This window comes from Streptacidiphilus anmyonensis, assembly GCF_000787855.1.
Lineage (GTDB): Bacteria > Actinomycetota > Actinomycetes > Streptomycetales > Streptomycetaceae > Streptacidiphilus > Streptacidiphilus anmyonensis.
Window position 1 is genome coordinate 17,687 of record NZ_BBPQ01000030.1, and the last position, 13,790, is coordinate 31,476.

Sequence of the window (13,790 nt, forward strand, 5' to 3'; positions counted from 1 at the left end):
CCGTTGCCCTATTGCGCAAGAGTAATTCCTTTTATCAGCTTCGCTTCTGCGCAGTTTCCTGGTCGGCCGCTGCCTCGCTGGTTAGCGTGGTTCGCAATTTATGCGCGAGGAGTCCCCATGACGAACGAATTCGCGGCCCGCCCGGTCTGGAATGAGCAGCGCCGGAGCCCCATGCCGGCGCATCGCTACCGCTCGTACGCCGAGGAGGTCGAACCGGTTCTGCTGCCGGACCGGACCTGGCCCGACCGGACGATCACCCGCGCCCCGCTGTGGTGCTCGGTCGATCTGCGGGACGGCAACCAGGCCCTCGCCGTGCCGATGGACCCGGAGCGAAAGCACCGCTTCTTCCAACTGCTGGTGCGGATGGGCTACAAGGAGATCGAGGTCGGCTTCCCTGCGGCCAGCGCGGCGGACCTCACGTTCGTTCGGGAGATCATCGAGCGCGACGCCGTCCCGCACGACGTCCGCATCCAGGTGCTCTCGCCGTGCCGCCCGGAGCTCATCGACCGCACGGTCGAGGCCGTCGCCGGGGCGCGCAAGGTGACCCTGCACATCTACAACCCGACCTCCGAGCTGCAGCGCCGGGTGGTCTTCCGTCAGGAACAGGCACAGATACGCGAGCTCGCCGTCGCGTCGGCCCGCCGTCTCGCCGCGGCGGCCGAGTCGCTGACCGGGGCCGACGTGCGCTTCCAGTACTCGCCCGAGTCGTTCACCGGCACCGAACCGGGCTTCGCGGCCGAGGTCTGCAACGCCGTGCTCGACGTCTGGCAGCCCACCCCGGAGCGTCCGGCCACGATCTGCCTGCCGGCCACGGTGGAGATGGCCACGCCGAACATCTACGCCGACTCGATCGAGTGGATGAGCCGCAACCTGGAGCGGCGCGACTCGGTCATCCTCTCGCTGCACCCGCACAACGACCGCGGCACCGCCGTCGCCGCCGCCGAACTGGGCCTGGCCGCAGGCGCCGACCGCATCGAGGGCTGCCTGTTCGGCAACGGCGAGCGCACCGGCAACGTCTGCCTGGTCACGCTGGGGATGAACCTCTTCAGCCGCGGCGTCGACCCCGAGATCGACTTCTCCGACCTGGGTGAGGTCCGCCGGGTCGTGGAGGAGTGCACGGCCCTGCCGGTGCACGAACGCCACCCCTGGGGCGGTGAACTGGTCTTCACCGCCTTCTCCGGCGGCCACCAGGACGCCATCAGCAAGGGGATCTCGGCGCTCGCCGACGAGGCCCACAGCGTCGGCCACGACCTGCGCGAGGAACACTGGCAGGTCCCCTACCTGCCGATCGACCCCGGCGACGTCGGCCGGGCGTACGAACCGGTCGTCCGGGTCAACTCGCAGTCCGGAAAGGGCGGGGTGGCGTTCGTGCTCAACGACTCCTACGGCCTGTGCCTGCCTCTGCAGCTCCGCGCGGACTTCGCCGTCCTGGTCCAGCAGGTCACGGACCGCGAGGGCGGCGAGCTGAGCCCGCGGCAACTGCGCGAGCTGTTCGACGCCGCGTACACGCCCGCCCCCGGCCGGCTGCGGCTGCTCGACCGCACGCCGTCCTCGGTGACGGTCAGCCTCGACGGCATCGACAAGGACCTACCCATGACCGGGGGAGCGCCGCTGCCCGCATTCGCCGACGCAGTCGGCCAGGTCGGCCTGGAACTCACCGTCACCTCGGCCACGGCACACGAACTGCCCGACGGCCGGGTGATCGCCTACCTGCACGGCGGCGGCATCTGGGCCGTCGGCACCGGCGAGGACACGACCGCGGCGGAACTCGCGGCCGCGGTCGGCATCATCAATTCTCTTTATGGCCACGATAAGTAACCGGACTTGGACCCCGTGCGCCGTCCCTGGATACGCTGACACCAATCGCAGCCGAAGGGTTATTCGGCGTTTCGGCGGGCCGGAAAACAGCCACCGATAGGAATCCCGACATGCCTGATCCGCATCAGAACGACTTTCCGCTCCTGGCCGGCTTCACGGCGGCGCTCACCTCGGTGACCTTCGAGAAATGGCAGGAGCTCGTCGACGACTACACCTACCGCGCCGAACTGGCCCGGGAGTGTCGGCGGCTTGCGGACCTGGCCTTCCACGGCCGCGACGCCGCGGCGCGCGCACACCTGCACGAGGTTCTCGTGGTCGTCTACGCCCACGAGTTCAGCCAGTCCGCGGCGCGCAGGCCCGACCAGGACCTCCAGCCGGTCCTGCGGGACGTCACCAGCATCCTCGAGAACGCCATGCTGGACCACGAGTTCCGCCAGGTGCCGGAGGAGTCGCTGAGCGGCTACCCCACCGGCGAGAAGGAGTACGTGCGCTGGCTGAAGGCGGTGATCCAGGACCACCCGGCGAGCGCCCACCCGCTGTACTGCGAGCACCTGGCCAACTCGGCGACCGTGGAGGACATACGCCTCCTGCTCGCCCAGGAGACCTCCCTGGACCCGCGGTTCGACGACATCCTCGCCGTCATGCAGCTCGGCGCCACCGGTGCCGAGAAGATGGAGATCGCGTCCAACTACTGGGACGAGATGGGCAACGGCGAGTTCGCGGACGTCCACACGACGCTCTTCTCCCAGTGCCTCGCCTCGGTCGGCGTCGACCAGGACTACGTCGAGACGAATCTGCTGCCCCACTCCAAGGAGTGCGGCAACATCTCCGCCGGCCTCGCACTCAGCCGCAGGCACTACCTGCGCGCGATCGGCTACTACGGCGTCACCGAGTTCCTGGCCCCGCGGCGTTTCCGGCAGTTGGTCACCGCGTGGGACCGCCTCAGGCTGCCGCCGGAGGGCAAGATCTACCACGACATCCACATCGGCGTCGACGCCCAGCATGCGGCCGGCTGGTACAAGAACGTCATCGGACCGGTCGTCGAGCGCGATCCGGCCGCCGGACGCGAGGTGGCGCTCGGCACCCTCGTGCGGCTCAACACCTCGGCGCGCTACCTCGACCAGGTTCTCGAGGCATGCCTCAAGCAGCCCGTGCCCGCCTGACCCCTCACCCCGCCTCCCCGAAAGGCATCGACCGTGACGCTCAACGCGCAGGGCTTCCAGATCTTCGACCTCCCCGAGACCGGTGAGGACGTGCTGAAGAGCTTCGACGACCTCGCCTTCGACGAGTACATCGGCAACGGCAACCGCTGGCGCCGCTTCTCCCAGTACCGTCTCGAACACCGCGACGGGGATTGGGAGTTCGAGCGGCTTCCGCACCGCCCGTACGTCACCTACTCCAAGTTCAACCCCATCGCGGGCGGCATCCGGCGGCACTACCAGCCGATCGAGGTGGACCTGGTCGAGCACATCCGCGAGGCGTGCGCCCAGATCCCGCTGCCCGAGGACGACGTCTGGCAGATCAACGTCCACCAGTACCGGGTCATCGCCAACAAGGAGCTGCAGGGCGTCGTCGTCCCGGAAGGCGTGCACCAGGACGGCCACGAGTTCGTGGTGATCTCCGTCTACAACCGCGCCGGTATCACCGGCGCCGAGCTGACGCTGCGCGCGGCGGACGACAAGGAGACGCCGATCTTCACCGCGACCCTGCCGGCCGGGCAGGCCATCGCGTTCGACGACCGTGCCCTGTGGCACTACGTGACCGACATCGTCCCGGTCGAGGAGGAGGGCCACCGCGACATCACGGTGGTGTCCTTCTCGCGCTGGAACGAGCGCTGGTACGGCGACGCCTTCGAGGAGGACGCCATCGGTGAGGGCCGCGGATGACCACGCTCCTGAAGTACCACATCCTCGGCAACGACTACCTCGTCGCCGACCCGGCGCTCGGCGCGCTCGCGCCTGACGCCGGGGCCACCCGGGCGCTGTGCGACCGGCGCACCGGCGTCGGGGCGGACGGAGTGCTCTACGGTCCCCTCCCGGCCGCGAATCCGGCGGCGGACGCGCAGGACGCCTTCGAGGTACGGGTTTTCAACGCCGACGGCTCCGAGTGCGTCCGCAGCGCGAACGGCTTGCGGATCTTCGCCCGCTACCTTCGCGAGCACGGCCGCACGGACCGCGACGAGATCACGCTGCGCACCCCCGGCGGGGACGTCAGGGTGCTGCTCGGCACTCCGGTCACCGCGGCCAGCACCATCGACCTGGGCCCGTGGACCCATCACAGTCCCGCTCTGTCCGACGGGCCGGAGCTGATCGGCGCGCCGCTCGAGATCGAGCCGGGCACCACGGTGAGGGCGACGGCGGTCCACAACGGCGTGCCGCACCTCGTCGCCCTGGTCGACGACGCGACGCCCGAGCTCGCCGCCCGGCTCGGCCCGGGGATCGTCGGTTTCGCCGGCTTCGCGGAGCGGCCCAACGCCGAGCTGCTGACCGTCGAGGACCGGCGAACCCTGCGGATCCAGATCTGGGAGCGGGGCGTCGGATACGCCCCCGCCTCCGGCAGCGGCGCCTGCGCCGCCGCGTGCGCCGCCTACCGGCTGGGCCTCACCGAGCCCACGGTGACCGTGGTCATGCCCGGCGGCACCGTGGCCGTGGAGATCACGCAGGACGAGCGGGTGCTGCTCTCCGGAGCCAGTTCCCGCGTCGGCCGGGTGACCCTGGCGGACGAGTTCCTGACGCGCCTGGTCCCGGGGCGGCCCCGGTGAACCGTGCTCTGACGATCCTGCCCGGAGGCTGCCCGCTGGACTGCCCGGACGGGTGTTCCTGGCAGGTCGAGGTCGAGGACGGCGTCGCGGTACGGCTGCGCGGAACTCCGGACCACCCGTACACGCGCGGGACCCTGTGCGTGAAGGTGAACCAGTACCTGGAGCACACGCGGGCGCCCGACCGTCTGACGCACCCCCTGCGCAGGACCGGGCGCAAGGGCGAGGGCCGGTTCGAACGCGTCAGCTGGGACGAGGCGCTCGACGAGATCGCCGACCGCCTCACCGACGTGATCGACCGGTACGGCGGGCAGGCGGTCTGGCCGTACCAGGGAACCGGGAACCTGGGCTACCTGCAGGGCCTGCAGGGGCGCGCCGGCAGCCGGCTGTGGAACAGCCTGGGCGCGTCCCGCCACGACATGACGATCTGCTCGGTCGCGGGCCTGGTGGGCACCGGCTACACGCTCGGCACCAGCCGCGGCATCGACCCGGAGGACCTGCGCCACTCCCGGTTGATCCTGCTGTGGGGCTGCAACACGCTCACCACGAGCCACCACCTGTGGAAGGTGCTGGCGGAGGCGCAGCGCTCCGGGGCCCACGTCGTGGCCATCGACCCGGTCCTGACCAAGACGGCCCGGCTGGCGGACGAGCACGTGCCGCTCAACCCGGGCACGGACGCGGCGCTCGCTCTCGGGCTGCTCAACGTCGTGCTCTCGCTCGGCGCGGAGGACCGCGCGTATCTGGCCGAGCGGACGGTGGGGTGGCCCGAGTTCCGGGCACGCATCGAGCAGTTCACGCCGGAGCGCACCGCGGAGATCTGCGGGCTGCCGGTGGAGACGGTCGAGCGGCTCGGGCGGCGTCTGGCCGTCACCCGGCCCACCGGGATGAAGGCGGCGCAGGGAATCCAGCGGCACGCCGGGGGCGGCATGGCGCTGCGTACGCTGGCGGCGCTGCCGGGAGTGACCGGTGACTGGAAGCTCCCGGGCGGCGGTCTGGCCTACTCGACGGACGGCTACTTCGGCGGCGACCGCGAGGCCCTCTTCCGTGACGACATGCTCTCCGGGCCGGTGCGAAGCCTCTCGATGACCCGCCTCGGCGAGGCGCTCACCACGGTCGACGACCCACCGGTCAAGGCGCTGTTCGTCTACGGGGCCAATCCGGCCACGGCGGTGGGCGGCCAGAGCCAGGTGCGGGCCGGGCTGCTGCGCGAGGACCTCTTCACCGTGGTCCTGGAGCACTTCCGCACCGACACGGTGGACTACGCGGACATCGTGCTGCCCGCCACGATGCAGACCGAGCACGCGGACCTGCTCGACGGGTACGGGCACATGTACATCACCTGGAACGAGCCCGCGACCGCCCCTCCCGGCGAGTGCCTGTCGACCACCGAGACGTTCCGTCGGCTCGCGGACCGGCTCGGCCTCACGGATCCGAGCCTGTTCGACTCCGACGAGGACCTCGCCCGGCAACTGCTGTCCAGCGGCCACCCGTCGCTGGAGGGAGTCGACCTGGACCGGCTGCGCCGGGAGGGCTACGTCCGGCTCAACTACCCGAGCCCCTTCGTGCCGTTCGCGGACGGCTTTCCCACGCCGTCGGGAAAGCTCGAGTTCGTGTCCGAGACGGCGGCCGCGGACGGGTACGACCCGCTCACCGGATACACGCCGCCCAAGGAGGCCGCCGATCCGGAGCTGGCCCGTCGGCTGCCGCTGGTGCTGATCTCGTCGGCCTCGCACTTCTTCCTCAACACCACGTTCGCGAACAAGGAGTCGCTGGTACGGCGGGCCGGCGCGCCCTTCGTGGAGTTGCATCCCGCCGACGCCGCCTCCCGGGGACTGGTCGAGGGACAGCAGGTGCGGATCTTCAACGACCGGGGCGCCTTCACCGCGCAGCTGAAGGTGAGCGACGCGGTGCGGCCCGGGGTGGCCCGCACCGCCAAGGGCTGGTGGTCGAAGCTCACCGGAAACCAGGCGGGCGTCAACGCCACCGTGGCCGAGCGGGACTCCGACATGGGCGGTGGCGCCGTCTACCACGACAACCGCGTCGAGGTGTCGGCGGCCGAGTAGCGAGGGCGAGGATGGACGACAACGAGGCAAGGCGCGCGGCGCTGCTCCTTGAGGCGCAGGGCAGGGCGGAGGAACTGTTCGAGGAGATCGGGCGCCGAGAGCTGGTCGCCGCCGGGAAGGGTGAGCGGGAGCTGAGCGATGAGATCCGGGACCTGGCGCGCGAGATGTTCGGCATCGAGAGCTACTGGCACAAGCGCATCGTGCGCGCGGGCCCGAACACCCTGCACCCCTACCGGGTGAACCCCCCGGACCGGCTGATCGCCGAGGACGACATCGTCTTCTGCGACTTCGGTCCGCTCCTGGAGCAGTGGGAGGCCGACTTCGGCCGCACCTACGTGCTCGGAACCGACCCGGCGAAGCATCGCCTCCGCGACGATCTGGCCGTCGTCTTCGAGGCGGGCCGCCGCTACTTCCGCGCCCACCCGGACATCACCGGTGCGCAGTTGTTCGCCGAGATCCGGCGGCTGGCGCAGGAGGCGGGCTGGGAGGTCGGCGCCACCCACGCCGGACACCTGGTCGGGGAGTTCCCGCACGAGCGGATCAACGGCGACGACGTCGAGTGCTACATCACCGCCGGCAGCGACGAGCCGATGCGCCGTCCCGACCGGACCGGGCGGCTGTGCCACTGGATTCTGGAGATCCACCTCGTCGACCGCTCCAGGGGATTCGGCGGCTTCCACGAGCAGTTGCTGGACCTCGGCTGAGGTACGGCCGCCGCGGTTTCGCGGCGGCCGTGCGAACCGGTGTCACGCTCGCTCGGTCAGGCCGCCTCTGAGGGGGCCTGACCGGGCTCATCGACCAACGGGAACTGACGGAGGGCTGCTTGGGCGACGGAGAAGGCCGTCTCCACCACGTGAGCCGGGGTGCCCGGCGCGTGGACGAAGGACACCGGCACCCGCCCGGGACGGAACGGCAGCATTCCTCCGGGGACCGGAGTCAGGTTCCACTTCTCGCCGCTGTTGGCGAGCAGACCGATGACGCCGAGTCCCGCCCGGGTGGCCGCCCGCAGCCCAGCGAGGTCGGGGCCCTCGTACGCGACGTGCCACGGAACCCCCTGACGGTCGAGGGTGCTGACGATGTGCGCGCGCGTGTTGCACGGCCCGGCGGCCAGCACCATCGGAATGGAACGGCCGGCGGCCAGACGAGCGGTCTCGTGCGCGTACCAGGCCAGCCGGAGCGATCCGAGCGGCCGGCTGCGTTCGGCGCGGGGGCGGCCGATGATGACGGCGATGTCGGTCTCCTGCTCGGCCGTCCGTGCGGCGATCTGCTCACTGGCCCCGATCCGCGCGGTCAGCGTGACCCGGGGAAGAGCGCGGGTGAGGCCGACGAGCAGGTCCTGGAGGACGTCCTCCAACTGCTCGGAGACGCCGATGGTGAGTCGCGCGCCTTCCCTCGGGGCCGTCAGCCGGGCCATCGCCTCGTCGTTGACGGTGAGCATCTTCCGGGCGTAGAAGAGCAGTTCCTCTCCGGCGTCGCTGAGTTCGAGTCGGCCCCGGGTCCTGACGAAGACCGGGCCGCGCAGGACCGCCTCGAGCCGGCGGATGTGGTAGCTCACGGCGGGCTGGGTCAGCGCCAGCACGTCCGCGGCCCGTCGAAAACTCCCCGTCTCCACGATCGTGGTCAGCGTTCGCAGCTGGTTCACGTCGAGGTTGCGGGAGATGATTGTTCGTTCTGTACTCATACGGTTTCACTTTCGCGTTCGGCAGGCAGCCTGGAACATCCCCCGAAACCCCAGAACTAGCTTTCATGAAGGGCGGGTTCGCGCACGTCCACGGGCCGGACAGGGTGTCGCGGCGCCGGGCACCTGGCGCAGGAACGGCTGCGGGCACCGACGGCGATGCCGAGCTGGAAGCGGTTGTTGATGCCTAACCCGTCCATCATGGAGCGGATCATGTTGGTCACGGTGCGGCGGCTGACGCCCAGGCGCCGGGCGGCGCTGGCATCGGTGTGGCCTGCGGCCAGCAGGGCGATCAGTGTGTCGTCGCGGTTCTGGTGCGCTTGCTCGAAATCGTGGTGCACTACTCGAACCAATCTGAGATTGTCATCCTGGTCGAATGCGGAGATGGCTTCGCCATGACAAACAAGGGAACGGAGTGTCTGCGGTCGGCGAAATCTGAACCGGGTCGGATTGGTCCTGGTTCCAGGCAAAACGCTACGGTCGATCGCCGGACTCAGCCACGCACGATCGATACGTGGATACGGGATCGCCCGGCACGTTTGAGAGCCTGGTGAGCCGCTGCTGCGTGGGCGTGCCGGGGAGCGCCTGCAGCAGGAACAGCCGCTGCCGCGACCGTGAACTCATCATCATCGGGGCGTAGTCGAAGTCCAGGCGGCCCACCCGTTCGTCCAGCACGCTCACGATCGGAGAAGGCTCCCGGGAGATCTGGTGGTTGTCCCACATCCGCGAGAACTCGGCGCTCGCCGTGCGCAGATCGGCCACCAGCGCCGCCGCGGCCGCGTCGTAGCCGCGCTCGGCCACGATGACGCGCAGGTAGGCGACGTAGTTGCGGCTGATGGCCTCCTGCTGCTCCGCCGAGTTGAGCACCGTCCGCCGCCAGCGGCCCGAACAGAACCAGCACCACAGCATGTTGCCCTCCCAGCCGGGCAGACCGGCGACCCGGCCGAACAGCGTGGTGTGCAACGCGTTCTGCGCCACGACCGTGGCGAGGTCGTCCACGACGAAGGCCGGGGACGTCGCGGTCACGGCGTGCATGACCGACAGCAGCTCCGGATCGACGGCGTCGTCGGGCTGCGCCACCGCGCGCTCCGCACGCCCGGCCAGCAGGAAGAGGTAGGCGCGCTCGTCCGCGTCCAGCCGCAACGCCCGGGCCAGCCCGGCCAGTATGGCCGTCGAGGGTTGCGGCCCGCGGCCCTGCTCCAGGCGTTCGTAGTAGGTCGTGGAGATGTTCGCCAGGCGCGCCACCTCGTCCCGGCGCAGGCCCGGCGTCCGGCGCCGCTGCCCGGCCTCCAGCCCCACCGCTGTCGGTGACAGGGCGTCACGTCGACGCCGCAGGAAGTCGGCCAGCGCCTCGCGCGTGGTCGACTCGCTGTTCTCCCGCATCGACTATCCCCTCCCACCCGGACCGCACGACGCCCGAACCGGCGATCCGTCGGTGAGCGCCACGCCGGAGACGAGCCGTGAGCCCCGGGAGGCTCTGTTGCCAAGGGCTTGGCGGTTGGGCGTGACGGCCACATTCACTCCTTGCAGTCGGGGGGATCGAGCGTAGTCGGACTCTGTTGGCTTTGTTAACTTCCCTTGCGGGGGCTGCCACCAGGCAAGGTGTCAGTACAAGGTCACAGACAGAGACAGGAGCTGAACTGCCCTGGTTCCCCTGAAGTTCCCAGCTCATGACGGGGCGTGAGGAAGGGCGTCCGCGTTGCCCGCGAGGGCCGTCGGGCGGTCTCCTCCCGGGAGTGCCCTCGTGAGTGCGTGCACGGTGCGTCGTTTTCGGCCGTTCGGGCGAGGAATCCCGGCCGGAATTCGTCGGGGAGGGTCACGAGGCAGGCCGCAGTTCGAGCCGGAGGCTGTGGACGTGTTCGTCGCTGCGGTCGCTGTCGAGTCCGACCGAGATCGACCCCTGCTCGGTGACCGCGAACGACACCTGCACCGTTCCGTCCGACACCGACCACGCGTGTGCGGCCTGGGGGTTCGGGTCCATCAGATCCCTGACCGCGCGCAGCGCCAGGACCAACTCCTCGTCGCCGGCGCCGTGAGCGAGGCCGCCACTCGCGCCGCTCCCGGGCAGGAGCGCAACGCGCACGGTGTGCATCCGGTGCCGGACCCGTCGCCCACCGATCCGCAGGTGCGCCCCGATCACCGGCACCCGCACGTCGAGCCCGCCGCCGAGGGCGGCGTCCATCACGACATGCAGTTCCACCTCGGCCGACGTCACCACCAACGCGCCGGGCCGCGGCTTCTCAGCGCCCTGGACCTGGCAGATCGAGGCTTGGACCGTATCGACGAGGCTGCGGACGGTGACGCTCTCGCTGCTGACTTCCATCGTGGCTCCTCGATCGGTGCGCAGGGGTGCGGTCACGGACATGACGAACCGGCGCGGTGCCTTGGGGGTGGGCCGACCGCGCCGGTTCGTGTGGGCTCAGCGTCCGGTGAAGGGCTGCGCGTTACAGGGCGTCGGCACACGGCGAGGCCATACGCCTGCCGGCGATGAGCGACCGCGAGAAGGATCTCGAGATTCGGCCCCTGCGCCACCAGTTGACGGTCTTGCAGCGGAGCCTGGTGGTGAGCGTCCGGGATTCCGCCCGGAGGATCGGGCGTTCTTGGCAGCGTTGCTGTCGGGGCTGCCGCGGAAGGCGCCGAGTCGGGTTCGGTTGTTGGTGGGTGCGGATACAGTTCTGCGCCGGCAGCGTGACCTGATCAGGCGTCGGCACGCTCGCGAGAGCGCCACGTCCCGGCGGGGGCCTATTGGAGCACGGACGCAGCCGTCTTCAACTCGCCGAACATCTCCCGCACGTAATCGACAAGAGTCCGCGAATCCGCCGTGGACGTCCACCGGTCGAACGCGCCGTAGAACGCACGTGCGCCCAGTTCGGCCGCCAGATCGGCGACGAGTTCCGAGATGCCGCGCGTGCGAAGCGCCTGCGCGATCGCCCCGGAGAGCGCCGCCCGCTTGGAAGCGGACCGCTCCTGCAGCTCCGCGCTGTTCGCGATCACTGCCCGAAGCCGCCGCCCGATGTCCCGCCGCTCCTCCGTGAACGAGCTTGCGAGTCCGTCCAACGCCAGACCGACCGTCTCCAGGGGCGTGGCCGATTCAGGCGCCTCGGCGATCACCTCGGCCATGATCCGGCCGTGGATCTCCTGCCCGGCGAACAGCACCTCGCGCTTGTCAGAGAAGTGCCGGAAGAACGTGGTCTTGGTCAGCCCCCCGGCCCGCTCGGCGATCTCGTTGACCGTCGTCGCCTCGTATCCCTGCTCCGCGAACAGTTCGACCGCGGCGCGGACCAGTCGTTCCCGTGCGTTCGGTTCCCATCGAGCCATGGGGCCATCCTAAGTGATGTTACTCGGTAACCTCACCGTGCTAGCGTGATGTTACCGAGTAACATCACTTCTGGGGAGATCCTCATGCGTGTCTTCGTCACCGGCGCCAGCGGCCACATCGGCTCCGCCGTTGTTCCTGAGCTCATCCACGCAGGTCACGACGTCGTCGGCCTCGCCCGTTCCGACGAGGCGGCCGCGACCGTCAGGGCCATGGGTGCCGAGGCCCACCGGGGGAACCTGACCGACCTCGACGGCCTGTGCGAGGCCGCCCGCAACGCCGACGCGGTCGTCCACCTCGGCTTCCAGCACGAGGGCATCGCGTCCGGCCGCTTTGCCGAGGTCGCCGCGCAGGACGAGGAGGTCGTCCACGCGATCTGCGGCGAACTCGTCGGCACCGGCAAAGCCTTCCTCGGCATCGGCATGGGCCGCGTCGAGGACCTCGTGAACCACCGGAACCCCCGCGCCAGGGTCGCGCTCGCCATCCACGGGTACGCCGAGCGCGGCGTGCGCACGGTCCTGGTCGCGGTCCCGAACGTGACGCACAGCGAGCGCGACCGGAACGGCTTCATCCCGCAGTACCTCCGGATCGCCCGCCAGACAGGCGTCGCCGGCTACATCGGCGACGGCGCCAACACCTGGGCCGCGGGTCACACCCTCGACGTCGCCCGCGTCTGGGCACTCGCAGTGGAGAAGGCCCCGGCCGGCTCGCAGGTCACCGGCGCCACCGAGGCCGGCGTCCCGGTCCGCACCATCGCCGAGTCCGTCGCCCGCCACCTGGGCGTCCAGGCGGTCAGCATGTCGCCGGAGCAGGCAGCCGAGCACTTCAAGGCCTTCCCCTTCATCGGCATCGACGTCAAGATGCCGAACGAAGCGACCCGCGAACTGCTCGGCTGGGAACCGACCCACCCCACCCTGCACACCGACCTCGACGCGGGCTTCTACTTCGATCGCTGAAAGAACGTCAGGCGGGTCTTGGCGGTGAACCGGCCGCAGCCTTCTGGGATCCAGCTGACGGGAGACTTGGCGCGACCGCGCCGACCCGAGGACCGGACACGCCCGGAACGCGCCAGCTGTTCAAGGAGATCCGGGCCCGCGGCTGCCAGGGCGCCTACTCCGCGCACGGGGCGGCCCCTAAAGGAGGGCGGTCAGGTTCGCGGCGAGGCGCTCGGTCGGGGTCTCGACCCAGTTCAGGGTGCGGGCCGTCTGGTAGCCGAGGGCGTGGTTGATGGCGATCATGTGGCTGTTGGTCGTGGCCGTGGTGGTGCAGATCCGTTCGAGGTCCGGGCGCTCCTCGGCGAGTCGGCGCATCATGGAGGCCTTGACGGCCAGGCCGAGCCCGTGGCCGCGGTGGGCGGCGAGCACCGAGGTGTCGTGGACGTAGCCGACCTCGGGGCGGTGCGGGAAGTTGTGGATGACGTGGGTGCCGACGACTTCGTCCGTCGCCTCATGGACGGCGGCGACGACGCGTTGTTCCGTGCCGGCGTCCACCAGTTCGCGGTCGGTCTCCCGGACCCGCTCGGGGGTCCACACGGTCTCGCGGTAGCTCAGTCGCCCCATCGGGGCGTCCTGGATGGCCTGTCGGGCCAGGGCGTAGGAGTCGACGAGGTGGTCGGGGGTGGCGCCGGTCCAGTGGACCAGGCGGTAGCCCTCGGCGGCCGGAGCCTCCCAGAGGCCGGCGGGAGTCGTGGCGGTGAGCAGAACCTGCAGCACCATGCTGTGGGTCACCTCGAAGCCGAGGTTCGTCGCCCACCGCAGGCCGGCCGAGCCGGGCTTCATCGGGAAGCCGAGGACGGTGCCGCGCCCGGTCTCCCGCACCTCGCGCATCGCGAAGCGGAGCAGCTCGGTCCCGGTGCCGCGGCAGCGCAGTTCGGGATGCACGTTGATCTCGATGCTCGCGATGCCCGTGTTCTCGCCCTCGGGGAGCGCGAGTTTGAGGGAACCGGCCAGACGGCCGTCCACGTGGCCGACCCAGAAGCGGCACAGCCCGTCCTCCAGCGGCGGCGTGCGAAGCCGGCCGATCGAGGTCTCGTAGGTCAGCGGTGGGTCCTCGGGCGTGTCCGCCGCCACGCAGGCGGCCCGCATCGTGAAGTAGTCGGAGAGGACGCGCTCGGAGGCACTGGCCGGGTCGAGTGGCTGAACGTCGACGGTCACCGGG

13 protein-coding genes are annotated in these 13,790 nt (G+C 70.3%); 7 read left to right on the forward strand and 6 right to left on the reverse strand.

Annotated elements, in window-relative coordinates; genetic code table 11:
* The first annotated feature begins 117 nt into the window (after window positions 1–117).
* The 6 genes from TR50_RS23745 (at window position 118) to TR50_RS23770 (ending at window position 7,343) form a co-directional block, all read left to right on the forward strand.
* Window positions 118–1,818, forward strand: coding sequence for a 2-isopropylmalate synthase (locus TR50_RS23745; protein WP_052441271.1), 1,701 nt, complete (start codon window positions 118–120; stop codon window positions 1,816–1,818).
* A 110-nt stretch (window positions 1,819–1,928) separates the two neighbouring features.
* A complete protein-coding gene (locus TR50_RS23750) occupies window positions 1,929–2,981 on the forward strand; it encodes an iron-containing redox enzyme family protein (protein ID WP_052441272.1) in 1,053 nt (350 codons plus the stop codon).
* A 33-nt stretch (window positions 2,982–3,014) separates the two neighbouring features.
* Entirely contained in the window at window positions 3,015–3,704 is a 690-nt protein-coding gene (locus TR50_RS23755) for a 2OG-Fe dioxygenase family protein (protein WP_042425400.1), read from the forward strand.
* Window positions 3,701–4,579, forward strand: coding sequence for a diaminopimelate epimerase (dapF, locus tag TR50_RS23760; RefSeq protein ID WP_042425403.1), 879 nt, complete (start codon window positions 3,701–3,703; stop codon window positions 4,577–4,579). Before TR50_RS23755 ends, dapF begins: the two co-directional genes overlap by 4 nt.
* Window positions 4,576–6,639: a molybdopterin-containing oxidoreductase family protein gene (locus tag TR50_RS23765; protein ID WP_201776863.1), complete on the forward strand. Its 2,064-nt coding sequence runs from the start codon at window positions 4,576–4,578 to the stop codon at window positions 6,637–6,639. Before dapF ends, TR50_RS23765 begins: the two co-directional genes overlap by 4 nt.
* Window positions 6,640–6,650: 11 nt before the next feature.
* The gene (locus TR50_RS23770; RefSeq protein ID WP_042425405.1) at window positions 6,651–7,343 is read left to right on the forward strand and encodes a M24 family metallopeptidase; all 693 of its coding nucleotides are present in this window, start codon (window positions 6,651–6,653) and stop codon (window positions 7,341–7,343) included.
* A gap of 56 nt (window positions 7,344–7,399) precedes the next feature.
* Here the strand turns inward: TR50_RS23770 and TR50_RS23775 are convergent, their stop codons facing one another.
* From TR50_RS23775 to TR50_RS23795, 5 genes are all read right to left on the reverse strand, one after another.
* Window positions 7,400–8,320 (reverse strand): LysR family transcriptional regulator, encoded by a 921-nt coding sequence (locus TR50_RS23775; protein ID WP_042425408.1) that lies wholly within the window; start codon window positions 8,318–8,320, stop codon window positions 7,400–7,402.
* A 56-nt stretch (window positions 8,321–8,376) separates the two neighbouring features.
* Complete coding sequence (locus tag TR50_RS49085; protein WP_052441274.1) at window positions 8,377–8,658, reverse strand: helix-turn-helix domain-containing protein; 282 nt, start codon at window positions 8,656–8,658, stop codon at window positions 8,377–8,379.
* Window positions 8,659–8,791: 133 nt separating this feature from the next.
* Entirely contained in the window at window positions 8,792–9,700 is a 909-nt protein-coding gene (locus tag TR50_RS23785) for a helix-turn-helix transcriptional regulator (protein WP_052441275.1), read from the reverse strand.
* Between the two features lie 433 nt (window positions 9,701–10,133).
* The gene (locus TR50_RS23790) at window positions 10,134–10,640 is read right to left on the reverse strand and encodes a trypco2 family protein (RefSeq protein ID WP_042425411.1); all 507 of its coding nucleotides are present in this window, start codon (window positions 10,638–10,640) and stop codon (window positions 10,134–10,136) included.
* 419 nt (window positions 10,641–11,059) lie between these two features.
* Window positions 11,060–11,635 carry a TetR/AcrR family transcriptional regulator gene (locus TR50_RS23795; protein ID WP_042425416.1) on the reverse strand — a complete coding sequence of 192 codons (576 nt, stop codon included), beginning with the start codon at window positions 11,633–11,635 and terminating at the stop codon, window positions 11,060–11,062.
* An 84-nt stretch (window positions 11,636–11,719) separates the two neighbouring features.
* Here TR50_RS23795 and TR50_RS23800 point away from each other — a divergent pair, with 84 nt between their 5' ends.
* Window positions 11,720–12,589 carry an NAD-dependent epimerase/dehydratase family protein gene (locus TR50_RS23800; RefSeq protein WP_042425418.1) on the forward strand — a complete coding sequence of 290 codons (870 nt, stop codon included), beginning with the start codon at window positions 11,720–11,722 and terminating at the stop codon, window positions 12,587–12,589.
* Window positions 12,590–12,766: 177 nt separating this feature from the next.
* On the opposite strand, the gene TR50_RS23805 is transcribed toward TR50_RS23800, so the two are convergent.
* Window positions 12,767–13,786 (reverse strand): GNAT family N-acetyltransferase, encoded by a 1,020-nt coding sequence (locus TR50_RS23805; RefSeq protein ID WP_042425421.1) that lies wholly within the window; start codon window positions 13,784–13,786, stop codon window positions 12,767–12,769.
* Window positions 13,787–13,790: the final 4 nt, after the last annotated feature.

Excerpts from the sequence above, each read along its gene's own strand:
- TR50_RS23745 (WP_052441271.1), top strand. The coding sequence starts at position 118 with ATGACGAACGAATTCGCGGCCCGCCCGGTCTGGAATGAGCAGCGCCGG.
- TR50_RS23785 (WP_052441275.1), bottom strand. The coding sequence starts at position 9,700 with ATGCGGGAGAACAGCGAGTCGACCACGCGCGAGGCGCTGGCCGACTTC.
- TR50_RS23795 (WP_042425416.1), bottom strand. The coding sequence starts at position 11,635 with ATGGCTCGATGGGAACCGAACGCACGGGAACGACTGGTCCGCGCCGCG.
- TR50_RS23790 (WP_042425411.1), bottom strand. The coding sequence starts at position 10,640 with ATGGAAGTCAGCAGCGAGAGCGTCACCGTCCGCAGCCTCGTCGATACG.
- TR50_RS23770 (WP_042425405.1), top strand. The coding sequence starts at position 6,651 with ATGGACGACAACGAGGCAAGGCGCGCGGCGCTGCTCCTTGAGGCGCAG.
- TR50_RS23750 (WP_052441272.1), top strand. The coding sequence starts at position 1,929 with ATGCCTGATCCGCATCAGAACGACTTTCCGCTCCTGGCCGGCTTCACG.
- dapF (WP_042425403.1), top strand. The coding sequence starts at position 3,701 with ATGACCACGCTCCTGAAGTACCACATCCTCGGCAACGACTACCTCGTC.
- TR50_RS23775 (WP_042425408.1), bottom strand. The coding sequence starts at position 8,320 with ATGAGTACAGAACGAACAATCATCTCCCGCAACCTCGACGTGAACCAG.
- TR50_RS23800 (WP_042425418.1), top strand. The coding sequence starts at position 11,720 with ATGCGTGTCTTCGTCACCGGCGCCAGCGGCCACATCGGCTCCGCCGTT.